This is a genomic window from Amycolatopsis sp. WAC 01376 (assembly GCF_003947415.1).
GTDB lineage: Bacteria > Actinomycetota > Actinomycetes > Mycobacteriales > Pseudonocardiaceae > Amycolatopsis.
Map to the genome: position 1 here is coordinate 85,089 of NZ_QHKL01000012.1, position 21,761 is coordinate 106,849.

Here is a 21,761-nt window from a genome sequence, read left to right on the forward strand (position 1 = left end):
GCGGCTCGGGCTCGCCACAGAGGCCTGAACGAGTCCTGACTGTCCATAAAGGTCACTCTCTGGGATGATTGCGCCCGATTTGGGCTATTTGCGCAGCTTCGCGTGGGGATCGTGAGTGGTAAAGAGGGTTAGAACGCTACTTGCCACTCACGACCCCCGTCGAGAACCGCGCATATAGCCATCAACCGGACATTCAGCCGCCGTGGAGTGTCCCTTGTGGACACTCGGGTGCGGCTGTTCCCGTCGGCCGGTCCAGAACCACGCCCTCCGGATGTCATGAAAGGGTCGTTCAGGACAAAAGATGTCCTGAACGACCCTTTCATGACATCCGGGCCGGGCAGTGACGCGCTAGTTGATCTCGTACGGGTCCCCGTACACCGCCCACTTCAGCGGGGTGTGCAAGGGGACAAGACGGTCAAAGATTCTTGCGCAGCAAGGCGGACCCCAACGGCGTGAGGTGATGGCGCACGGTGTTGCCCTCACGCACGCTGAGCACGAGACCCGCTTCACGCAGCACTGTGGCGTGCTGACTCGCCGACGACATGGAGATCCCGGCGCGTCGAGCGACATCGCAGGTCCGCCCGCCGTCTTCGATCGTCTCCAGAACGGCGGCACGGGTGTGCCCCAGCAGTGTGGACAGGGCGGAGCCGTGGTCGTGGGGCACGACTTCGGGAAGTTGCTCTTCGATGGGGTAGACGAGCACCGGCACCCGGTCGTTCTCGACCAGGGTCACCCCGGTCCGCCAGCAGAAGAACGACGGGATGAGCAGCAGCCCTCGCCCGTCGAGATGCAGGTCGTGGTGCACCGGGTAGTCGACCTCGAGCACCGGTGCCTTCCACCGCATCGCGGAGGAGAGGCCGCGCAACAGTCCTTCGACGCCGTCCGCGAGCAGAATCCGCGCCTGTCTCACGCGCTGACGGTCGAAGGTAGCGACGATGTCGTTCCAGACCGGCTCGATCGCCGCCTGGTGGTACGACCGGACCGCTCGCGTCAGCGCGCCGAGCGCCGCCGGGTTGGCGTCACCCAGATCCCGTGCCCACGGCGTCGGCCGCCGGGATCGGGCCAAGATCGTCAGATCCCGGCGCAGGGCGCAGCGTTTGGTGCCGCTCACCAGTTCCAGTTGCTCTTCGAGGTCTTCGCCGGACGGCGTGAGGAAGTCGGGGAAGTACCCGCTGGGCGGGACCAGCGTCAGCAACGGCCCGGCGGCCTTCGGGAGACGGCTGCGGACGGCGCCGCGCCACTTCCGTACCGGCAGGCCACCGTCCCCACGCTGCAGCCGATGCAGGCTCAGCGTCGTCTCCCACAACGGATCCGGCCTCGTCGCGACCCTGACCCGACCAAGATCCTCTCCGGAAAAATGCACGCGCAGCACAGCTTCCCCCTCCCCAGGTCCCCGGAGGAATTAACGCACGAAACGCGCGTCTTGGCGATGTTTCAGCCAGAACTAAAACTGCGCCGGACGGCTCGGGGCGCTTGGGACGGTTCGTGGAGCAAGGTCCACTACTGAGGGGATGAACATGAACATCAGGAAATTCGGTCTCGCCGCCACGGGTGCGGCGATGGCGTTCGGGTCGCTGTTCGCGGCCACTCCCGCCACCGCGGCGACCAGCGGGGAGGTTTCGGTGGCGGCGACCAAGAGCTGGCAGCTGAAGTGCCGGGACTTCCAGTTCAACGAGTCCATCCCCGGCGGGTGGACCGAGTTCTGGGTGAGCTGCAGCGGGAACACCGTCACGATCAAGGGCAAGGTCTACGACAGCGCGGCCGACGACCGCTGCATCGTGCTCAAGGTGTACTGGCCGAGCGAGAACCGCTGGGACAGCAGCCGGAAGGCCTGCCCCAAGGGCACGAATCAGAAGTTCACCTTCACCGGCCTCAAGGCCGCGAACCCGTGGGCGCACTTGTCCTCGGTCGCGGCGGGCTAGCCCTCGATCACGCGGTGGGCAGAGTCGCGAACCGCAGGCCGGCTTCGCTCAGCCTGTCGATCAGCGCCTGCCCCATCGCGGTCGCCGTGGTGACCTGCCCGGCCGTCGCGGGCAGGTCGTCCAGCGCCAGGCACAGGGCGGACTCGCCGAGCATCTTCGCCGTCTCGCCGTAGCCCGGGTCGCCGCCGGACACCTCGGTCCCGACGCGTTCACCGCCGCTTTCGGCGTGGAACCGGACGGAGAACCACGACCGCGCGCGCCGCTGCTCGTCCGGGCCGCCGCCGGGCTTCACCAGTTTCGACAGCGCCCGCCGCGCGGGCGGGATTTGGGCGGCGGCGAAGACGAGGCCCATCCCGGCGGCACCGGCGGCCACCACCGGAAGCCGTTTGACCGCCGCGAAATGCCGGTACGTGAAGTCGGGGCCGTACGCGGGGAGTGCCGCGGCGGACCGCTCGACGATCATCGAGTCGATGGTCGGCAGCGGCACCGCCCAGAAACCGTCGGGGTTGCGGTGCGGGATGCCGAGCGTGGTACGCGCCCGGCGGCCTTCCGGCCGTGGTTCGGCCGCCGCGCGGTCCCGTGCCGCACGGATACTTGACGGCAGCCGCGAAAACGCTGTCAGCGCCGAAAGAAAGGTTCCACCCGACGGCATCGCGCCGGCGCGCACGTAGCCGTCGATCCGGATCGGTTTCCCTTGCGGCAGCTGGGAAACGGTGAAGAGGGCGCCGAGGTCGTGCGGGATCGAATCGAATCCGCACGCGTGCACCAGCCGGGCGCCGGTTTCGACGGCACGGGCATGGTGGGCGACATACATCCTGTCGACGAACTCGGGCTCGCCGCACAGATCGGCGTAGTCGGTCCCGGCTTCGGCGCAGGCGGCGACCAGCGGCTCTCCGTAGTGGACGTACGGGCCGACAGTGGTGGCGACGACCTTCGCGGACTCCGCGACCTTCCGCAGCGAGTCCGCATCGGAGACGTCGGCGCGCAACAACGACATCCCAGAAAGCGCGGGGTTGATCGAGAAAAGCTTTTCCCGCAACGCTTCCAGTTTGACCGGATCACGTCCGGCCAACGCGAGGCGCAGACCGGGCGGGGCGGCGCGGGCGAGATATTCCGCCGTCAGGCCACCGGTGAACCCGGTGGCGCCGAACAGGACGACGTCGTGGTCACGGTCGGTGGGCATGGCGTCAGGCTACCGCCGGTCATCGCCTGTCGCCGGTGTAGACGACGGCGGCGCTCACCGCGTCCACCCCCGTGATCAGCTCGGCGAGCGCCCTCGGGAGGTCCCGGTGCGTGGACTCCGCCCAGGTCCGCAGGCCGGCGCGGTCGAGTTCCGGTTCGCAGAAGTCGTCGAGACCGATGGTCCAGGCCACCAGGGCCAGGCAGACCGAATGCGGATCCGGCTGTTCGGTGCCGAGGACGGCCGCCCTCGACTTGCTGCGCGCGGCCGTCGACATCAGCAGATCACGCGGCGGGTACCGGTGATTCTTCCGCATGAACATCCGGTCGGTCTCGCGGTCGATCACGCCCGCGGCGAGCAGATTCTCCGCGACCGTTTCACCCAGTTCATGCCGCAGATGGGAGACCCATTCCCGGACGGTCTGCGGCTCGCGTTCGCGGAGGATTTCCGAAAACACCCGATCCAGCGGTGGATGCGCGAGACCGCGCCGGGTCAGCGGGCGGATTCGCTTGCGTTCCACGGTGATCCGCTCGGCGAGGAGGAGATCACAGAGCGCGGAACCGGCCATTCCGATGCCGAGCCCCGTGCGGCGCAGCGCGGGTTTTCCGGTGAACTCGTCGTGGGCGAGGAAGAACAGGGAATCGACCAAGGTCAGCCGACGCATGAATGGCACGCCCTCCGGCGTTGTGGTGCGGGACGGCCAAGGTAGCGGTAGCGGGTGGACCGTTGCGACCCGAGGTCCGTTTTTAGCCTGAACGGACGTACCTCGCCGGGGTGCCCGGCCCTAGGGTGGGATGGCTCTCGCAAGATCAAGAGCCTTCAGCGCCAAACCGACGTCCGGGGGGACGGTTCATGGGTACGCAAAGACCGCGGCGCGGTCTCGGCCATCGACGGCTCGGAGCCGCGCAGATCGTCTTCTTCGTGGTGGCCGCGGCGGGTCCGCTCTTCGCCATCGCGGGCGGGGTCCCGACGAACTACGCCGTCACCGGCAGTGTCGGGGTGCCGCTGTCGTTTCTCCTGCTCGCCCCGATCCTGGGGTTGTTCGCGGTCGGCTACTCCGCGATGAGCCGCTACATCACCAACGCGGGCGCGTTCTACCCCTACGTCGCCAACGGCGTCGGCAAATCCACCGGCGCCGGGATCGCGTTCGTCACGCTGTTCTCCTACAACGCCATCCAGATCAGCATCTACGGTCTGTTCGGCTGGTCGGTGTCGACGTGGCTGGGCACCCTCACCGGATCCCCGCCGCCGTGGTGGCTGTGCGCGCTGGTGATGGTGCTGATCGTCGGCGCGCTCGGTGTCCTGCGGATCGACCTCAACGCCAAGGTGCTCGGGGTGGCGCTGTGCCTCGAGGTCGCCGTCGTCGCGATCGTCGACATCGCGTTGTTCGCGAATCCGGCGGGCGGCAGTGTCTCCTGGGTTCCGCTGGAACCGTCGAGCCTGTTCACGACCGGTGTGGGCGCGGTGTTCGCGTTCTCCGCGGCCGCGTTCATCGGCTTCGAGGGCGCGGCGACCTACGGCGAGGAGACGCGGGAACCCAGCCGCACGGTCGGCCGGGCGACGTTCGCGGCGATCGGTCTCACCGCGGTGCTCTACGTCGTCTCGTCGCTCGCGCTCGCCGTGGGCACCGGGCCGGACGTCATCATCACCGCCGCGGCCGCCCAGGGCCCGGACCTGCTGTTCAACCTGGCGGGCGAGCATCTCGGTGGCACGTTCTCCGACGTCGCGTACACGCTGTTCGTGACCGGGCAGTGCGCGGCGCTGCTGAGCTTCCACAACGCCGTCGCCCGGTATTTCTTCGCGCTGGGCCGGGAAGGGCTGCTGCCGCGCTCGCTGGCCAAGACCAGCAAACGCACCGGCGCGCCGGTGGCCGGTTCGCTCACGCAGACCGCCCTCGCGCTGGCGGTCGTGTCGCTGTTCGCGATCGCGGACCGCGACCCGGTGACCGAACTGTTCACCTGGCTCGGCACGACGGCGTCCACCGGCGTCGTGGTGATCATGATCGCCGTCTCGCTTTCGGTGATCGGCTTTTTCAAACGGCGCCGTCACGCCGAAAACGCCTGGCGCCGCTGGATCGCGCCGGCGCTGGCGATCCTCGCCTTGTCGGCCGTCCTCGCGTTGATCCTGGTCAACTTCGATCTGCTGCTCGGCCCGGCCGGGACGTTCCTGTTGCGCTGGGGCCTGCCCGGTCTCGTGCTCGTCGCGGCACTGGTCGGTTTCCTGCGCGCGGAAGTGTTGCGGACCAAGGATCCCGCCACGTATGCCGCCATCGGCGGTCCACCTGAGGACGAGGACGCCGAACCCGCCGGGCTGAGGGCGGTCCGATGATCGTCCGCGCCGTCGAACCGTCCGAAATGGACATCGTGGTCGACGTGCTGTCCGAGGCCTTCCACGACGACCCCGTGAGCGTCTGGGTCTTTCCCGGTGACGAGCGCCGCGCGGTGGCGCTGCCGATCTTCCACCGGGCGGTCCTGCTCGGGACGCTGGCCGCGGGCGGCCACGTCGACGTCACCGGAGACCTGTCCGCGGCCGTCCTCTGGTCGCCCGGCGGCGAGGAGGACATGGACGGTGACACGTTCGCCGGGCTCACCGGGGAAGAACTCGGCAGGCTCGCGACGTTGTTCGAGTTGATGACCGAGCGCGCCCCCGGCGGCGAGTACCACCACGCGCAGTTCGTCGGCGTCCGCAAGAGCGCGCAGCGGCAGGGGATCGGCGCGCGGGTGTTGAAGCACGGGCTCGACAGGTACGGCGCGGTGCCCGCGTACCTGGAGGCCAGCAGTCCGGAGAGCGCGAAACTGTACCGGCGGCTGGGTTTCCGTGATCACGGCCCGGCGTTCGCGGCCGAGGGCGGGCCGCCGATGCTGCCCATGTGGCGGGAGCCGTGACGGATCCCTCGTCAATTTGTCTATAAAGGACTGGTAAAGTAGCGGCCAGATGACGACGAATCGTGCCCCCGCACCACGGCACCGTTCCGTCTTCTTTCTCCTGATCTTGCTCGTCTTCGCCTTCGTCACGCCGACCGTTCCCCACGGGCACGGCCGGGCGGCGACGGAGGATCCGGTCGCCGTCTTCGCGACCCATCCGCTGCCCGCCTTCCACGGCGGGCAAGCCGTCCCCCTCGCCGACGTGCCCGCCGAAACGGCGACCGTCGACCTCCCCGACGCCGGTGAAGCCCCTGAACAGGGCGAATCCGTCGTCGTCACCCGTGCGGTGCCCCAGGCTCCAGCACGGGCACCTCCGCGCTGACCCGGTCTCAACGTCTGTTGGTGAACCCGCGCCGCGATCGACGTCGGCAGGGCGAGGCTTGGTTATTCACCTCGCCGGGGCGGAAAGGCGCCCTGCCACCGCGATAGCGGGGCCTTCGGCCGGGCGGGTTCACGCGTCCGGCCGAGTTTGCGAACTCGTCGCAGCTCCGCCAACAGGCCTCAAGCCGCATCAGCCACTATCGGAGGTCTCCATGAGTTCCGGTCATGCCCTGCTGGCCGTCGGCGGGGCGTTCCTCGCCGCCGGCGTCATCGCCAGAGCGGGCGCCCGTATCGGGCTGCCGACCATCCCCCTGTTCATGCTGGCCGGTTTCGTCTTCGGCCCCAACACCCCCGGACTGTCCCTTGTGGACGATCCGGCCGAACTCGGTGTGCTCGCCGGGCTCGGTCTCGTCTTCCTCCTGTTCTACCTCGGCCTCGAATTCTCCCTCGACGACCTGGCCAAGGGCGGGCGCAAACTCGTCTGGTCCGGGCTGATCTACCTGATCCTCAACATCGGCGGCGGGCTCGGCTTCGGTTTCCTGCTGGGCTGGGGGACCAGGGAAGCGCTGGTCATCGCCGGGGCCATCGGGATCTCGTCGTCCGCGATCGTCACGAAACTCCTGCTCGAATCCCGCCGGATGAACAATCCCGAATCCCGGCTGATCATGGGCATCATCGTGATCGAGGACCTGTTCCTCGCGCTGTACCTGGCGTTGCTGCAGCCGGTGTTGTCCGGCGCCGGGAGTTTCGGTTCGGCGATGGCCGACTTCGGCAAGGCCTTCGGGTTCCTGCTCGTGATGGCCGCGCTCGCCCGCTGGGGCGGCCGCGTGGTGTCGAAGCTGTTCGGTTCGGCCGACGACGAACTGCTGACCGTCTGCTTCGTCGGTGTCGCGGTCATGGGCGCCGCCGTCGCCGAAGAGGTCGGGGTGTCCGACGCCATCGGCGCGTTCATGGTCGGCATGATGCTCGGCGGGTCGAAGGTCGCGCCGCGGATCCACAAACTGGTGCTCCCGCTGCGGGACGCGTTCGGCGCGCTGTTCTTCTTCATCTTCGGGCTCAGCATCGACCCGAACGCCGTCGGTTCGGTGGTCGTGCCGGTGCTGATCGCGGTGGCGCTGACGATCGTGCTGAACCTGGGCGCGGGTGCGCTCGCCGCGCGGCTGAACGGGTTCGATCGCCAATCCGGGGTGAACATCGGGCTGACCGTGCTCACCCGTGGCGAGTTCTCACTGGTGCTCGCCGCGATGGCGACCGCGGCCGGGCTGGACTCGCGGGTCGCGCCGTTCGTCGCGGGTTACGTCCTGCTGCTCGCCGTGATCGGCCCGATCGCGGTCATCCGCTCGGAGAAACTCACCTGGTTGCTACCGGCGAGTATCGTCCGGGATGATCCGACCAGCCGAGGCCGCGAAACGCCGGCCCGGGCGGTGTGACTAGGAGGCCTGGGTGACGGAACGGTTCGGCGGCTACCAGAACGAGATCTACCTGCAGGGGCTCGGCGGGACCTTCCCGCCGTGCTCCACCGACGCCACGAAGCTGGAGGAATCGGCGCGGGAGATCCTCGAACCGGGGCCGTTCTGGTACGTCGCGGGTTCGGCCGGTTCCGGCGCCACGGCCCGCGCCAACCGGGAGGCGTTCGACCGCTGGCGCCTGGTGCCCCGGATGCTCACCGGCGCCACCGAACGCGATCTGTCGACGACGGTGCTGGGGACCCCGGTGCCGGCGCCGGTGCTGATGGCGCCGGTCGGTGTCCAGTCGATCGTGCACGAGGACGCCGAACCGGCGGCCGCTCGCGCGGCGGCGTCGGTCGGCCTGCCGTACGTCATGTCGACGGCGTCGTCCACGAGCATCGAGGACGTCGCCGAGGCGAGTGGCGAGGGGCCGCGCTGGTTCCAGCTGTACTGGCCGTCGGACAACGAGGTCTGCGCGAGCATCCTGGCGCGAGCGAAGGCCGCGGGCTTCACCACGCTCGTGGTCACGCTCGACACCTGGACGCTCGCGTGGCGCCCGAACGACCTCGACCACGCGTACCTGCCGTTCATCAAGGGCATCGGGCTCGGCGTCCCGCTGAGCGACCCGGTGTTCCGCAGCCTGCTGGAGAAGACGCCCGAAGAGGACCCGCCCACCGCGATCCTGCGCTGGATCTCGATGATCACCGGCACGGACAGCACCTGGGACCGGCTCCCGTTCCTGCGTGAGCACTGGGACGGGCCGATCGTGCTCAAGGGCATCCAGCACCCCGACGACGCGCGCCGCGCCGTCGAGGCCGGGATGGACGGGATCGTCGTGTCCAACCACGGCGGCCGGCAGGTCGACGGCGCGATCGCCTCGCTCGACGCGCTCCCGGAGATCGTGGCCGCGGTCGGCGACCGGCTCGAGATCCTGTTCGACTCCGGCATCCGCACCGGCGCCGACATCGCCAAGGCGCTCGCGCTCGGGGCGAAGGCCGTGCTGGTGGGGCGGCCGTGGGTGTACGGCCTGGCGCACGCGGGGGAGGACGGCGTCCGGCACGTGCTGCGGAGCCTGCTCGCCGACCTCGACCTGACCATGGGCCTGTCCGGGCACCGGACCCTGGCCGACCTCACCCCCGGCTCCCTCACGCGCTCCTGACCTCCGCGTTTCGTCCTCTGAATGCGGTAGTTCGCATTGCCGACTACCGCATTCAGAGGACGAAATGCCCGGGTGATGTCGCCTCCGGCATATTCGGAGGCCGGGATCGTGACGCACGGCTATCCTGGTGCCGGTCATGGCTTCTCAACCTTCCCCGCTCGGCGCCCTGCGCGCTCGCCTGCCCGAACTCATGTCGCGCGACGAGCACCGCCTCCGGCGCAGGCTCGACGGTGCCCGGAAAACGCGTAACGCCGAGTTGCTCGCCGCGCAGATCGAGGCCGACATCGAGGCCGCCGAACTGCGGGTCACCCGCAGGCGCGACAACGTCCCGAAGATCTCGTTCCCCGAAGAGCTGCCCGTCAGCCAGCGCAAGGACGAGATCGCCGCGGCCATCCGCGACCACCAGGTGGTGATCGTCGCGGGGGAGACAGGCTCCGGGAAGACGACCCAGCTGCCGAAGATCTGCCTCGAACTCGGTCGCGGCGTCCGCGGCCAGATCGGGCACACGCAACCGAGGCGGCTGGCCGCGCGCACGGTCGCCGACCGCATCGCCTCCGAGCTGAACACCGAACTCGGCGAGGCCGTCGGCTACAAGGTCCGGTTCACCGACCATTCCGGCCAGGACACGCTGGTCAAGCTGATGACGGACGGCATCCTGCTCGCCGAGATCCAGACCGACCGGATGCTGCGCCAGTACGACACGCTGATCATCGACGAGGCACACGAGCGCAGCCTCAACATCGACTTCATCCTCGGCTACGTCAAACAGCTCCTGCCGCGCCGCCCCGACCTCAAGGTGATCATCACCTCGGCGACGATCGATCCGGAGCGGTTCTCCAAGCATTTCGGCGACGCGCCGATCGTGGAGGTCTCCGGCCGGACGTATCCGGTCGAGGTCCGCTACCGGCCGATCATCGACCCCGACGACCCGGACGCCGACCAGGATCGCGACCAGACGCAGGCCATCTGCGACGCCGTCGACGAACTCCAGCACGAGGGACCGGGCGACATCCTGGTGTTCCTCTCCGGCGAGCGGGAAATCCGCGACGCCGCGGACGCCCTGTCCAAACAAGACCTCCGCAACACCGAGATCCTGCCGCTGTACGCCCGGCTTTCGTCGTCGGACCAGCATCGCGTGTTCCAGCGCCACACCGGGCGCCGCGTCGTCCTCGCCACGAACGTCGCCGAGACGTCGCTGACCGTGCCGGGCATCAAGTACGTCGTCGACCCCGGCACCGCGCGCATCTCGCGCTACAGCCATCGCACCAAGGTGCAGCGGCTGCCGATCGAGCCGGTGTCGCAGGCGTCGGCGAACCAGCGCAAGGGCCGCTGCGGCCGGACGTCCGACGGTATCTGCATCCGGCTGTACTCCGAAGACGACTTCGACGCCCGGCCCGAGTTCACCGATCCGGAGATCCTGCGGACGAACCTCGCGTCGGTCATCCTGCAGATGACCTCGCTCGGCCTCGGCGACATCGCGGCGTTCCCCTTCGTGGAGCCGCCGGATCGCCGCCAGGTCGCCGACGGTGTCCAGCTGCTGCAGGAGCTCGGCGCGTTCGACATGACCGACGGCAAGAAGCTCACCGAGACCGGCCGCAAGCTCGCGCTGCTCCCGGTCGACCCGCGGATGGCGCGGATGGTGCTGGAAGCCTCCCGCAACGGCTGCGTCCGCGAAGTGATGATCATCGCCGCCGCACTGTCCATTCAGGACCCGCGTGAGCGGCCGGCGGAGAAGCAGCAGGCGGCGGACGAGCAGCACGCGCGGTTCGCGGACAAGACGTCGGACTTCCTGGCGTACCTGAACCTGTGGGAGTACGTCACCGAGCAGCAGAAGGCGTTGTCCACCAACCAGTTCCGCCGGATGTGCCGCAACGAGTACCTGAACTACCTGCGCATCCGCGAATGGCAGGACATCTTCAGCCAGCTGCGTCAGCTGGCCAAACCGCTCGGCATCACCCTCGGCACGGACGGTCCTGCCGATCCGCAACGGGTGCACACGTCGCTGATCGCCGGGCTGCTGTCGCACGTCGGCCTCAAGGATCCGGCCAAGGGCGACTATCTCGGCGCGCGTGGGGCACGCTTCTCGGTGTTCCCGGGTTCGGCGCTGTTCAAGAAGCAGCCGCGGTTCGTGATGTCGGCCGAGCTGGTCGAAACCTCACGCCTGTGGGGCCGGGTCAACGCGCGGATCGAGCCGGAATGGGTCGAGCCGCTCGCCGGCCACGTGGTGAAGCGGAACTACTCCGAGCCGCACTGGGAACGCAAACAGGGCGCGGTGATGGCGCTCGAGAAGGTGACCCTGTACGGGGTCCCGCTCGTCGCCGACCGCCGCGTCAACTACGGCCGCATCGATCCCGAGGTGAGCCGCGAGCTGTTCATCCGGCACGCGCTCGTCGAAGGCGACTGGGAGACCAGGCACCACTTCTTCCGCGAGAACCGTGCGCTGCTCGACGAGGTCGAAGACCTGGAGAACCGGGCGCGCCGCCGCGACATCCTGGTCGACGACGAGACGCTGTTCGAGTTCTACGACCAGCGTGTCCCGGCCGACGTCGTCTCCGCACGGCATTTCGACAGCTGGTGGAAGAAGGCGCGGCACACCGAGCCCGACCTGCTGAGCTTCGAGAAGACGATGCTCATCAACGAGACCGCGGGCGGCATCCGCGAGGCCGACTACCCCGACTTCTGGACGCAGGGCAGCCAGACCTTCAAGCTCACGTACCAGTTCGAGCCGGGCGCGGACGCGGACGGCGTCACCGTGCACATCCCGCTGCCGGTGCTGAACCAGGTCACCCCGGACGGCTTCGACTGGCAGGTCCCGGGCCTGCGCGAAGAACTGGTGACGCAGCTGATCAAGTCGCTGCCCAAGGCGATCCGGCGCAACTTCGTGCCGGCGCCCGACCACGCGAAACTGGTGCTGTCGCGCGTCGGCCCGGCCGACGGTCCGCTGCTGCACGCTGTGGCCGACGAACTGGAGGCCTTGCGCGGGGTGGTGATCCCCGACGACGCTTGGCAGCTCTCCGCCGTCCCCGAACATCTGAAGATGACCTTCCGCGTGGTCGACGTCCGCGGCAAGAAGGTGTCCGAGGGCAAGGACATCGAGGCACTCAAACGAGACTTGAGCGGCCAGGTGCGCGCGACGATCTCGAAGGCCGCCGACAGCATCGAGCGCCAGGGCCTGACGACGCCCGCGTTCGGCGAGCTGCCGAAGGTGTTCGCGAGCAAGCAGCGCGGGCACGACGTCAAGGCGTATCCGGCGCTGGTGGACGAAGGCGGCACCGTCGCGGTGCGGCTGCTGGACACACCGGGGCAGCAGGAACAGTCGATGTGGGCGGGCACGCGGCGGATGCTGCGGCTGAATCTGCCGTCACCGATGAAGTTCATCACCCGCAACCTCGGCAACTCGTCGAAACTCGTGCTGAACCGGAATCCGCACGGCTCCGTGGCGGCACTGCTCGAAGACTGCGTCGACTGCGCCGTCGACAAACTCGTGGCCGACAACGGCGGCCCGCGCTGGGACGAGGCCGGCTTCGCCGTCCTGCTGGAAAAGGTGCGCGCCGGGCTGAACCCCGGAGTGCTCGACGTGCTCGCCAACGTCGAGAAGATCCTGCGTGCGGCCAACGACGTCGAAACGCGGCTGGCCGACACCCGCGGCCCGGCGGATTCGCTCGCCGACATCCGCACGCAGCTGGACGGCTTGGTGCACAAGGGTTTCGTCACCGAAACCGGGCAGGACAGGCTGAAGCACGTCGTCCGGTACCTGCGGGGGATCGAACGGCGGCTGGAGAAACTCCCGACCGAACCCACGCGCGACATCCAGCGCACCGGCGACATCGCCTGGCTCCGCAACGAGTACCAGGCGGCGCTCGACGCCCTGCCGCCCGGCACGTCGTCACCCGCGCTGCGGGAGATCCGGTGGATGATCGAGGAACTGCGGGTCAGCTTCTTCGCCCAGACACTCGGTACCGCCCACCCCGTCTCCCTGAAGCGGGTCATCAAGGCCCTCGACGACGCCGCCGCCTCCTGACCTCGCGAGTTACGCCTTCAATCACGCGAGTTCGCCGCTCAATCACGCGTGTTCGCTCTCTGATCACGCGAGTTCGCCGCCCCATCACACGCGCTCCGTGGCGTGAAGACGGAACTCACGTGCTTGGAGGCGTAACTCGCGTGATTGGGGGCGTAACTCACGTGATGACGACGCCGCCCGCATTTAGAGGACTAAATGCGGGGTCACTTGGCGTCGGCGTAGGTGTCCACGGCGGCGATGTGCAGCGGGAACCGGACCGGGCAAGCGGGGCCGAACATCATCCGCGCCGCCTCGGTCATGCTGTCCACAATGGACTGCGAGACCTCGTCGGCGAACTCGGCCGGCGTGTGCACCAGTACCTCGTCGTGCTGGAAGAACACCAGGTGCGCGGGGGAGGGGAGTCTGCTCCGCAGGGTCGCCAGCAGGATCGCGGTCATGTCCGCGGCGCTCGCCTGAACGACGAAGTTGCGGGTGAAGCGCCCCCAGTTGCGGGACGCCTGCCGGGCCTTGAGCTCACCGGCCTCGTCCTCCGCGACGCCGCCGGTCAGCGCGCGCCAGGCTTCCGACGGCGCGGGTGACGTCCGGCCCAGCCGCGAGCGGACGCGCTCACCGCGTTCCCCCGCCTGCGCGGCACGCTCCACATAGGACACCGCGTCGGGGAACCTGGTCCGCAGCAACGCCAGCAGCGGCCCCGCCTCGCCGGACGTGCCGCCGTACATCGCCGACAGCATCGCGATCTTCGCGCGGTCCCGGTCGTCCCTGTCGTCCCAAGCAGGCACCGGCACGCGGCGCACTCCGGAGAACATCGCCTCGGCGAGGCTCGCGTACAGATCCGTGGCCGCGGCGACTTCGGCCAGTTTGCGGTCTCCGGACAACGCCGTCAGTACCCGCGGCTCCAGCTGGGCGGCGTCGGCGACCACCAGTTTCCAGCCAGGATCGGCGCGGACGCAGGTCCGCAGCATCTTCGGGATCTGCAGCGCGCCCCCGCCCCGGCTCGCCCAGCGACCGGAAACGACCCCGCCGACGACGTAATGCGGGCGGAACCGGCCGTCGTGCACCCACTCGTCGAGCCACGTCCAGCCGTTGGCCGAATGCAGCCGCGCGAGTTCCTTGTACTCCAGCAGCGGCGGGACGGCGGGGTGGTCGATGTCGCGCAGCAGGTACTTCCTTGCCGACGTGACCTCGATACCCTCCCGTCCGAGCGCCCGGACGACGCTGGCCGGGGCGTCCGGGTTGACCGGCCGTCCCCCGAACGCGTCGCTGATCTTCGCCGCCAGCTCGACCAGCCGCTTCGGCCGATGCCCGGCCGGGACGCGGGGCCCGAGCTGGTCGGCGAGCAACGCCAGATGCAGGTCGGCCCGCCACGGCAGCCCGTCGGCCGACATCTCGGCGGCCGTCAGCGCGCTCGCCGACTCCGCCGCGAAGAGCAGGCGTAACCGCTCCGGATGATCGGTGACGGCGACCCGCTTCTCCTGCTCGGCCAGCACCCGGCGCGCCGCGTCGAGCACCGTGACGCCGGAGGGCAGCCGCGGGCCGCGTGTCTCGAACAGCGTCGGCTGGTCGTCCTCGGCCCAGAGCGGCGCCTCGTCGGCGGGCGCCTCCTGCCCGTTCGCCCTGGCCAGCGCGGCACGCAGGCTCCGCGACTCCTGCGGACGGCCTTCGTGGGCCAGGAGCAATCCCTCGGTCAGCGCCAGGTCATGACAGCGCCGCACCCGGACGCCGGCCTTGATCAACGCCGGGTACGTCCCTTCGACCGACGGGAACACCCAACGGGGTGAGTGCTCCGCTTCCAGGCTCCGTACCTCGTCGACGAACGCCGGGAGCTTCATACCCCGCCGCGGCGGCTGCCCGGAAAGAGCGATCACGAAGTCGCCGTCCTCCTCTTGACCTGCGATCGCCTGCACACTCACATTGTGGTGGTTCCCCCCGACATTTCTGTCACCAGACGGCTAGTGCGCCTGCGCTATCGGTCGGCTACTGTCGAGTAGCAACCCCATACCGCCGGTACGCGAACCGCCGTCGGCATGGTGTCTCGCCGCAGCAGCAACGGAGGTGCCCGGATGAGAAACCCCACCGGCCTCGCCACCCTGGTGGCGGGCAAGGTGACCGAGACCGTGCGCAGCATCGACGTGATGCGCCAAGCGGGCCTGCTCCCCATCCCGCGAGTCGACGAGGGCCTGCGTTCGCTGGTCATGGTGCGGAAGTGGGGTCCGTTCGCCGGGGCGAACATGATCGCCGCCCGCCGGGACCCGACCGCGACCGGCATCATCGACGAACTCGGCCCGCTGACCTTCAAGCAGCTCGACACGCAGTCGAACGCGCTGGCCAGGGCATGGTCCGAACGCGGCCTCGGCCCGGGCTCGGTGATCGCCGCGCTCTGCCGCGACCACCGCGGTCTCGTGCTGACGATGCTCGCCTCGGGCAAGCTCGGCGCGAAGCTGCTGCTGATGAACACCGGGTTCGCCAAACCGCAGCTCGCGGACGTCGCGAAACGCGAAGGCGTCACGGCGCTCGTGTACGACCAGGAGTTCACCGATCTGCTGGACGCGGTCGAGGGCGACGTCGACCACTACCTCGCCTGGGTCGATTCGGACGCCGAGCTCTCCGGGCACGAGATCCCGATCGTCACCGAACTGGTCGCCAGCACCGACGACCGGCCGTGGCCCGCGCCCGCCAAACCGGGCGGGTTCATCCTGCTGACCAGCGGCACCACCGGGACGCCGAAGGGCGCTCCGCGGCCGCACACTTCCGCGCTGGCCTCCGCGCAGTTCCTCGACCGCATCCCGCTGCGGACCGGCGAGGCGACCTACATGGGCGCGCCGCTGTTCCACGGCACCGGGTTGTCGCAGTTCATCCTGTCCTTCGCGCTCGGTTCGAAGGTCGTCATGCGGCGCAAGTTCGTGCCGGAGGAGACGTTGCGCGGCGTCGCGGAGAACCGCTGCACCACGCTGGTCCTCGTGCCGACGATGCTCCAGCGGATCGTCGACCTGCCCAAGGAGGTCCGCGCCAAGTACGACACCTCGTGCCTGCGGATCATCTTCGTCGCCGGCTCCGCGCTGTCCCCGGACCTCGGGAACCGCGCGACCGCCGCGTTCGGCGACGTCGTGCACAACCTCTACGGCTCGACCGAGGTCGCGGTCGCGACGGTCGCGACCCCCGAGGACTGGCGCAAGGCGCCGGGCACGGTCGGCCGCGCCCCGGTGGGCTGCAAGGTGGCGCTGTACGACGAAAAGGGCGGCAAGATCACCGAGCCGCATGTCACCGGCCGGGTGTTCGTCGGCAGCGGGCTGAGCTTCCAGGGCTACACCGACGGGCGTAACAAGGAGATCATCGACGGGCTGCTCTCCAGCGGCGACGTCGGGCACTTCGACGAGGACGGCCTGCTGTTCATCGACGGCCGCGACGACGAAATGATCGTCTCCGGCGGCGAGAACGTCTTCCCGATCGAGGTGGAGAACCTCCTGGTCGAACGCGAGGACGTGCTCGAAGCGGCGGTCGTCGGCGTCGAGGACCCCGAATTCGGGCAGCGGCTGAAGGCGTTCGTGGTGCGGGCCGAGAAGTCGGATCTGGACGTCGAGGGGGTGCGGGACTACGTGAGGGCCAACCTCGCCCGGTACAAGGTGCCACGCGATGTGGAGTTCCTCGACGAGCTACCGCGCAACGCGACCGGGAAGGTGCTCCGGAACAAGCTGCACTGAACGCCGGTCTCGTGAGCGGTGAGGACGGTCACGGCTAGCCGCCCACTCACGAGGCGATCAGTACTCCCAGTCGATGCCGAAGACGCCGGGTCCGAAGTCCAGCGCGACGGCGTGGACACCGTTGCCCTGGTCCGGTTTCAGTTCCTTCCGGTCCAGCGGCGACGTCCCCTGCCTGGAGTACTGCCAGCACTTCGCCGGGACGGTGCCCGGGTCGAACCGGACCTCCAGCAGGTACTCGCGGACGGGACGCCGGAACTCGCGGTAATGCGTGTTCCGGCATTCCGGGTACGGCGGCCCGGGATTGGTGAGCGAGTACTCGATCAGATGTGTCTCGCCGCGGTCGATGGGCCGGTCGAAGAGCAGTTCGGCCACCGTGAGCCCGTGTTCGTCGTCGACTTCGGCGCGGCCGACGTGGCAGTTGCGGAGCGTGTTCAGCGCCGGTGGCCCGGCCTCCGGATCACCCTGGGCGTAGACCAGCAGCCAGCGGTCCTGCCCGTCCGCGCCCGCCTGGAACACCGCCCGCGCGGTCACCGCGCGTTGCCCGCCGTCCTCGGCGATCTCGCAGAGGTCGTGCAGGCCGACCAGTTTCAGCTGATGGTGTTGTTCGAGCGCGTTGGGCGCGCCGACCTTCTCCAGCAACGCCTGGAGCGCTTCGAGTGGGAAGGTCAGCGGCTGCTCGGTGGTGGCCCGGCTGCGGCGTGACGACGCCCCGCGCGGACGCGGCGGCGGTAGCAGGCTGAGCAGCGAACCGGCGGGGATCGCCAAGACCTCTTCGAGGACCCGGACCGCGGACAGCGAACTCTGCCGTTCCGGCTGACGTTTGCCCGATTGCCAGTAACTCAGCGCGGTCACGCTCACCGACGCGCCGCGCGCGAGCAGCCGGGCTTGGATACGGTCGAGACTCAGGCCGCTGGTGGCGATGGCCGATCTCAACGCGGTGGCGAACGCGGTACGCGGCTGGTCTTCATCGTCCGTGGTCACTCGGTCCGCCGCGCTCCCCGCCACCATATGCTGCCCGACCGCCCCCGTCTGCCGTTCCCTGACACCGCCCGGTTGATAACAACACGAATAACTTTAACAGTCTGAGGTAACGCTTCAGGGGCGCCTTCTGCCAGGAGAAAACGACTTTCCGGACGAGCGCCGTTACGCCGGATGGCCTAGTACTGGTAACTGTGAATCATTGCCCGGCCACCAGCGCACCGGCTTGCATGGCTCTCAGCAACGATCATCCTCCCGGGTGATCCGCATGGCGCGGCAGGAAGGGAACCAGTGAGCAAGTCCCGGAAGAACCTGAAGTCCCGAAAGACCCGTAGCGGCCTGGTGGCGGGAGTCGCCCTCGCCGGTGTGACCGCGGCGGTCGCCACGTTCGGCGCGGGCGCCGCCAACGCCGACCAGCAGGGCGAGATCCGCGGCGCGGGTGCGGCCAACGCGGTCGGCGGCAGCTACATCGTCGTCCTCAAGCCCACCGCGGTCGGCCAGGGCGTGGCCGCGGCGAGCGAGATCACCGCGAACGTCGCCTCGAAGGCGCAGGGCCTCACCGGTCAGTACGGCACCACGCTGTCCCGCACGTTCGGCTCGGCGCTGAACGGCTTCTCGATCAAGGCCGACGAGGCCGCCGCGAAGCGTCTCGCCGCCGACCCGCAGGTCGCGTACGTCGTCCAGAACAAGAAGTTCAAGATCAGCGAGACCCAGGACAACCCGCCCTCGTGGGGCCTTGACCGCGTCGACCAGGCCGACCTGCCGCTCGACAACAAGTACACCTACCCGACGAAGGCCGACAACGTCACCGCCTACGTCATCGACACCGGTGTCCGCGGCTCGCACAAGGACTTCGGTGACCGCGCGACCGGCGGCAAGGACTTCGTCGACAACGACGACACCCCCAACGACGAGCACGGCCACGGCACGCACGTCGCCGGCACCATCGGCGGCACGGACCACGGCCTTGCCAAGGGCGTGAAGATCGTCGGCGTCCGCGTGCTGGACGCCAACGGCAGCGGCACCACCGAGGGTGTCGTCGCCGGTGTCGACTGGGTCGCGGCGAACGCCAAGGGCCCGTCGGTCGCCAACATGAGCCTGGGCGGCGGCGCGGACGACGCCCTGGACGCGGCGGTCAAGGGAGCCATCGACAAGGGCGTGACCTTCGCGCTCGCGGCGGGCAACGAGTCCTCCGACGCCGGCACCACTTCGCCCGCCCGGGTGAAGGAGGCCATCACGGTGGCCGCCAGCGACAAGACCGACAAGCAGGCCAGCTTCTCGAACTACGGTTCGGTCGTCGACCTGTACGCGCCGGGTGTCGACATCACCTCGTCGTGGGCGACCGGTGACGACGCCACCAACACCATCAGCGGTACCTCGATGGCCGCGCCGCACGTCGCCGGTGCCGCCGCGCTGTACCTCGCGGCGAACCCCGAGGCCACCCCGGCCCAGGTCGCCGAAGGCCTGGTCGGCGCCGCCGCGGACGGCAAGATCACCAACCCGACGGGCGGAACGGCGAACAAGCTGCTCCAGGTCAAGTAAGACCCTTTCGGACAGGCTGCCCCCGGCGTACTCCAGGCGCCGGGGGCAGCCCCTGTCCGAGGGGTACCAGACTTGTTACCAACCGGTAAGCTCCAGCCCATGGTCCTGCGGAAGAACATCCTGATCACCGGGGCGAGCTCCGGACTCGGCGAGGGAATGGCGAGGCAGTACGCCGCCAGAGGCCGCGACCTGGCGCTGGCCGCCCGCCGTGTCGAACGGCTGGAAGCCCTCGCCGCGGAACTCAAGAAGGCCTATCCCGGCATCAGGGTGGTCACCCGGAAGCTGGACGTGAACGATCACGACCAGGTCTTCGCCGTCTTCGAGGAGTTCCGCGAGGAACTCGGCTCCCTCGACCGCGTGATCGTCAACGCGGGGCTCGGCAAGGGGCAGCGGGTCGGCACCGGCCGCTTCGACGCCAACCGTCAGACGCTCCAGACGAACTTCCTCGCCGCGGCCGCCCAGATCGAGGCCGCCGTCGGCATCTTCCGCAAGCAGAAGAACGGCCACCTCGTGGTCGTTTCCTCTTTCCTCGCGCTTCGCGGTGTCCCCGGCAACACCACCGCGTACGCCGCCTCGAAGGCGGGGATCTCGGCGTTCGCCGAGGGCACCCGGATCGAGCTGCTGAAGACGCCGATCAAGGTCACCACGCTGCATCCCGGGTTCATCGAATCGGGGATGAACCCGGACATCTCGAAGCTTCCGGGTGCGGTCAAGGCGGAGGCCGGCGCGCAGGCGCTGGTGAAGGCGATCGAATCCGAGACGGCGAAGGCGTTCGTGCCGACGTGGCCGTGGAGCGTGCTCTCGAAGCTCTTCCCGTTCGTCCCGGCGCGATTGCTGAAGAAGTTCGGATGACCACTGCGGACAAGACCGTCGAGGTACGCGGAGAGGACTCGTTCGACCCGGCCGCGGTGCACGCCTGGCTGGCCGGTCAGGTGCCCGGGCTCGGCGACTCACCGCCCGAGGTCCGGCAGTTCCCCGGCGGCGCCTCGAATCTCACGTACCTGCTGACCTATCCGGATCGCGAGCTGATCCTGCGGCGCCCGCCGCTGGGGCACAAGGCCGCGTCCGCGCACGACATGCGCCGCGAGTTCCGGGTTCAGCAAGGATTGCGGCCGGTCTTTCCTTACGTGCCCGAAATGCTCGCCTTCTGCGACGACGAAACCGTGCTCGGCGGCGACTTCTACGTGATGGAACGCCTCGAAGGCCTGATCCTGCGCGGAGATCTGCCCGCCGGTCTCGAACTGCCGCCCGAGGGCGCGCGCGAGCTGTGCGGCAAGGTCGTCGACAGACTGGTCGAACTGCACGCCGTCGACGTCGAGGCCGCCGGGCTGGCCGGCCTCGGCAAGGGCGCCGGCTACGTCGAGCGTCAGGTGCGCGGCTGGTCGGAGCGGTTCCTCAAGGCACGCACGGAGAACGTCCCGGACTGCGCCGAGGTGATGGCGTGGCTGAAGGAGAACCAGCCGTCCGAGGTCAAGATCTGCTTGATCCACAACGACTACCGGCTCGACAACCTGGTGCTCGACGACGACCTCGACATCATCGGCGTGCTCGACTGGGAGATGGCCACCCTCGGCGATCCGCTGATGGAACTGGGCAGCACCCTGGCGTACTGGGTGCAGGACGACGATGACGACGTCATGAAGCTCAGCCGTCGTCAGCCGACGCACGTGCCCGGGATGTACACGCGCGAGGAGTTCGTGCGGCGGTACGCGGAGCGATCCGGGCTCGAAATCGGCGACTGGACCTTTTACGAGGTGTACGGCCTGTTCCGGCTCGCGGTGGTGATCCAGCAGATCTACTACCGGTTCCACAGTGGACAGACGACCAATCCGGCGTTCAAGGATCTGTGGCAGTTCGTCGGCTATCTGGACGGCCGCTGCCGCCGGATCATCGGAGGAGGACACGCGTAGATGGGTGCGATCTACCTGGTCCGGCACGGGCAGGCGTCGTTCGGCGCGGAGAACTACGACCAGCTCTCGCCGCGCGGCTTCGAACAGTCCACTGTGGTCGGTGAAGAACTGCTGCGGCGGGGTGTCGCATTCACCCAGGCGCGAGCGGGTTCCCTTGCCCGCCAACGGGACACGGCCGCGACGGCGTTGAAGGTGCTCGGCTCCGGGATCGCCGTCGTCGAGGACGAGCGCTGGAACGAGTACGACCACGTCGACATCGCGAAGTACCACGCCGCCGGCGTCCAGCAGACCGATTCGCGGGCGTATCAGGCCGCTTTGGACGGTGCGCTGAACGCCTGGGTCTCCGCCGGTGACGACAGTCCGTGCGCGGAAACCTGGCCGCGGTTCTTGGAGCGGGTCAAGGGTGCGCTGGCCGACGTCGTGGCGTCGCTGGGCAAGGGTGAGCACGCCGTCGTCTTCAGCTCCGGCGGCGTGATAGCCACGGTCTGCGGCGCGCTCATGGGCACGCCCGAGGTGGGGTTGCTGAAACTGAACCGGGTCACCGTGAACGCGGGCATCACCAAACTGGTGTCCGGCCGCGGCGGCGTGACCCTGCTGTCGTTCAACGAACATCCGCATTTCGAAGCGGAAGCCGCGGAACTACTCACTTATCGCTAGG

The 21,761-nt window shown here is 68.8% G+C and carries 17 protein-coding genes; 12 read left to right on the forward strand and 5 right to left on the reverse strand.

All coding sequences use genetic code 11. The features are described from left to right. Positions 1-415: 415 nt before the first annotated feature. Positions 416-1,363 (reverse strand): helix-turn-helix transcriptional regulator, encoded by a 948-nt coding sequence (locus DMH03_RS39555; RefSeq protein WP_233611859.1) that lies wholly within the window; start codon positions 1,361-1,363, stop codon positions 416-418. Positions 1,364-1,517: 154 nt separating this feature from the next. Between DMH03_RS39555 and DMH03_RS39560 the strand changes: the two genes are divergently transcribed. Then, on the forward strand, positions 1,518-1,922 hold the full coding sequence (locus DMH03_RS39560; RefSeq protein WP_233611860.1) for a hypothetical protein: 405 nt from the start codon (positions 1,518-1,520) through the stop codon (positions 1,920-1,922). Between the two features lie 7 nt (positions 1,923-1,929). Here DMH03_RS39560 and DMH03_RS39565 read toward each other — a convergent pair whose 3' ends face one another. Both DMH03_RS39565 and DMH03_RS39570 read right to left on the reverse strand, forming a co-directional pair. Continuing rightward, positions 1,930-3,105: a trans-acting enoyl reductase family protein gene (locus tag DMH03_RS39565; RefSeq protein ID WP_125797126.1), complete on the reverse strand. Its 1,176-nt coding sequence runs from the start codon at positions 3,103-3,105 to the stop codon at positions 1,930-1,932. 19 nt (positions 3,106-3,124) lie between these two features. Further along, positions 3,125-3,766, reverse strand: a complete 642-nt coding sequence (locus tag DMH03_RS39570) for a GPP34 family phosphoprotein (protein ID WP_125797127.1) — start codon at positions 3,764-3,766, stop codon at positions 3,125-3,127. A gap of 188 nt (positions 3,767-3,954) precedes the next feature. Between DMH03_RS39570 and DMH03_RS39575 the strand changes: the two genes are divergently transcribed. The 6 genes from DMH03_RS39575 to hrpA all read left to right on the forward strand — a co-directional run bounded on the left by DMH03_RS39575 (position 3,955) and on the right by hrpA (position 12,975). Continuing rightward, positions 3,955-5,430 (forward strand): APC family permease, encoded by a 1,476-nt coding sequence (locus DMH03_RS39575; RefSeq protein WP_125797128.1) that lies wholly within the window; start codon positions 3,955-3,957, stop codon positions 5,428-5,430. Next, positions 5,427-5,987: a GNAT family N-acetyltransferase gene (locus DMH03_RS39580; RefSeq protein WP_125797129.1), complete on the forward strand. Its 561-nt coding sequence runs from the start codon at positions 5,427-5,429 to the stop codon at positions 5,985-5,987. The genes DMH03_RS39575 and DMH03_RS39580 overlap by 4 nt, the downstream gene beginning before the upstream one ends. Before the next feature lie 49 nt (positions 5,988-6,036). Then, entirely contained in the window at positions 6,037-6,348 is a 312-nt protein-coding gene (locus DMH03_RS39585) for a hypothetical protein (protein WP_125797130.1), read from the forward strand. Positions 6,349-6,559: 211 nt separating this feature from the next. Continuing rightward, the gene (locus DMH03_RS39590) at positions 6,560-7,777 is read left to right on the forward strand and encodes a cation:proton antiporter (RefSeq protein WP_125797131.1); all 1,218 of its coding nucleotides are present in this window, start codon (positions 6,560-6,562) and stop codon (positions 7,775-7,777) included. Positions 7,778-7,790: 13 nt separating this feature from the next. After that, positions 7,791-8,954 carry a lactate 2-monooxygenase gene (locus DMH03_RS39595; protein WP_125797132.1) on the forward strand — a complete coding sequence of 388 codons (1,164 nt, stop codon included), beginning with the start codon at positions 7,791-7,793 and terminating at the stop codon, positions 8,952-8,954. Between the two features lie 190 nt (positions 8,955-9,144). Then, a complete protein-coding gene (gene hrpA / locus DMH03_RS39600) occupies positions 9,145-12,975 on the forward strand; it encodes an ATP-dependent RNA helicase HrpA (protein ID WP_233611867.1) in 3,831 nt (1,276 codons plus the stop codon). A gap of 203 nt (positions 12,976-13,178) precedes the next feature. Here the strand turns inward: hrpA and DMH03_RS39605 are convergent, their stop codons facing one another. Further along, positions 13,179-14,885, reverse strand: a complete 1,707-nt coding sequence (locus DMH03_RS39605; protein ID WP_199749203.1) for a bifunctional 3'-5' exonuclease/DNA polymerase — start codon at positions 14,883-14,885, stop codon at positions 13,179-13,181. Between the two features lie 150 nt (positions 14,886-15,035). Here DMH03_RS39605 and DMH03_RS39610 point away from each other — a divergent pair, with 150 nt between their 5' ends. Continuing rightward, positions 15,036-16,673, forward strand: a complete 1,638-nt coding sequence (locus DMH03_RS39610) for an acyl-CoA synthetase (RefSeq protein ID WP_125797135.1) — start codon at positions 15,036-15,038, stop codon at positions 16,671-16,673. Positions 16,674-16,730: 57 nt separating this feature from the next. Here the strand turns inward: DMH03_RS39610 and DMH03_RS39615 are convergent, their stop codons facing one another. Next, on the reverse strand, positions 16,731-17,681 hold the full coding sequence (locus DMH03_RS39615; protein ID WP_125797136.1) for a hypothetical protein: 951 nt from the start codon (positions 17,679-17,681) through the stop codon (positions 16,731-16,733). Between the two features lie 261 nt (positions 17,682-17,942). Between DMH03_RS39615 and DMH03_RS39620 the strand changes: the two genes are divergently transcribed. The 4 genes from DMH03_RS39620 to DMH03_RS39635 all read left to right on the forward strand — a co-directional run bounded on the left by DMH03_RS39620 (position 17,943) and on the right by DMH03_RS39635 (position 21,760). After that, the gene (locus DMH03_RS39620) at positions 17,943-19,193 is read left to right on the forward strand and encodes a S8 family peptidase (protein WP_125797137.1); all 1,251 of its coding nucleotides are present in this window, start codon (positions 17,943-17,945) and stop codon (positions 19,191-19,193) included. A 99-nt stretch (positions 19,194-19,292) separates the two neighbouring features. After that, entirely contained in the window at positions 19,293-20,045 is a 753-nt protein-coding gene (locus tag DMH03_RS39625) for an SDR family oxidoreductase (RefSeq protein ID WP_125797138.1), read from the forward strand. Then, positions 20,042-21,103, forward strand: a complete 1,062-nt coding sequence (locus tag DMH03_RS39630; protein WP_125797139.1) for a phosphotransferase family protein — start codon at positions 20,042-20,044, stop codon at positions 21,101-21,103. Before DMH03_RS39625 ends, DMH03_RS39630 begins: the two co-directional genes overlap by 4 nt. Beyond that, positions 21,104-21,760 (forward strand): histidine phosphatase family protein, encoded by a 657-nt coding sequence (locus DMH03_RS39635; RefSeq protein ID WP_125797140.1) that lies wholly within the window; start codon positions 21,104-21,106, stop codon positions 21,758-21,760. Position 21,761: the final 1 nt, after the last annotated feature.

Bases quoted from the DNA above. Each gene is read 5' to 3' on its own strand.
- DMH03_RS39560 (WP_233611860.1), top strand. From the start codon at position 1,518: ATGAACATCAGGAAATTCGGTCTCGCCGCCACGGGTGCGGCGATGGCG.
- DMH03_RS39565 (WP_125797126.1), bottom strand. From the start codon at position 3,105: ATGCCCACCGACCGTGACCACGACGTCGTCCTGTTCGGCGCCACCGGG.
- DMH03_RS39570 (WP_125797127.1), bottom strand. From the start codon at position 3,766: ATGCGTCGGCTGACCTTGGTCGATTCCCTGTTCTTCCTCGCCCACGAC.
- DMH03_RS39575 (WP_125797128.1), top strand. From the start codon at position 3,955: ATGGGTACGCAAAGACCGCGGCGCGGTCTCGGCCATCGACGGCTCGGA.
- DMH03_RS39580 (WP_125797129.1), top strand. From the start codon at position 5,427: ATGATCGTCCGCGCCGTCGAACCGTCCGAAATGGACATCGTGGTCGAC.
- DMH03_RS39585 (WP_125797130.1), top strand. From the start codon at position 6,037: ATGACGACGAATCGTGCCCCCGCACCACGGCACCGTTCCGTCTTCTTT.
- DMH03_RS39590 (WP_125797131.1), top strand. From the start codon at position 6,560: ATGAGTTCCGGTCATGCCCTGCTGGCCGTCGGCGGGGCGTTCCTCGCC.
- hrpA (WP_233611867.1), top strand. From the start codon at position 9,145: ATGTCGCGCGACGAGCACCGCCTCCGGCGCAGGCTCGACGGTGCCCGG.
- DMH03_RS39610 (WP_125797135.1), top strand. From the start codon at position 15,036: ATGAGAAACCCCACCGGCCTCGCCACCCTGGTGGCGGGCAAGGTGACC.
- DMH03_RS39615 (WP_125797136.1), bottom strand. From the start codon at position 17,681: ATGGTGGCGGGGAGCGCGGCGGACCGAGTGACCACGGACGATGAAGAC.
- DMH03_RS39625 (WP_125797138.1), top strand. From the start codon at position 19,293: ATGGTCCTGCGGAAGAACATCCTGATCACCGGGGCGAGCTCCGGACTC.
- DMH03_RS39630 (WP_125797139.1), top strand. From the start codon at position 20,042: ATGACCACTGCGGACAAGACCGTCGAGGTACGCGGAGAGGACTCGTTC.
- DMH03_RS39635 (WP_125797140.1), top strand. From the start codon at position 21,104: ATGGGTGCGATCTACCTGGTCCGGCACGGGCAGGCGTCGTTCGGCGCG.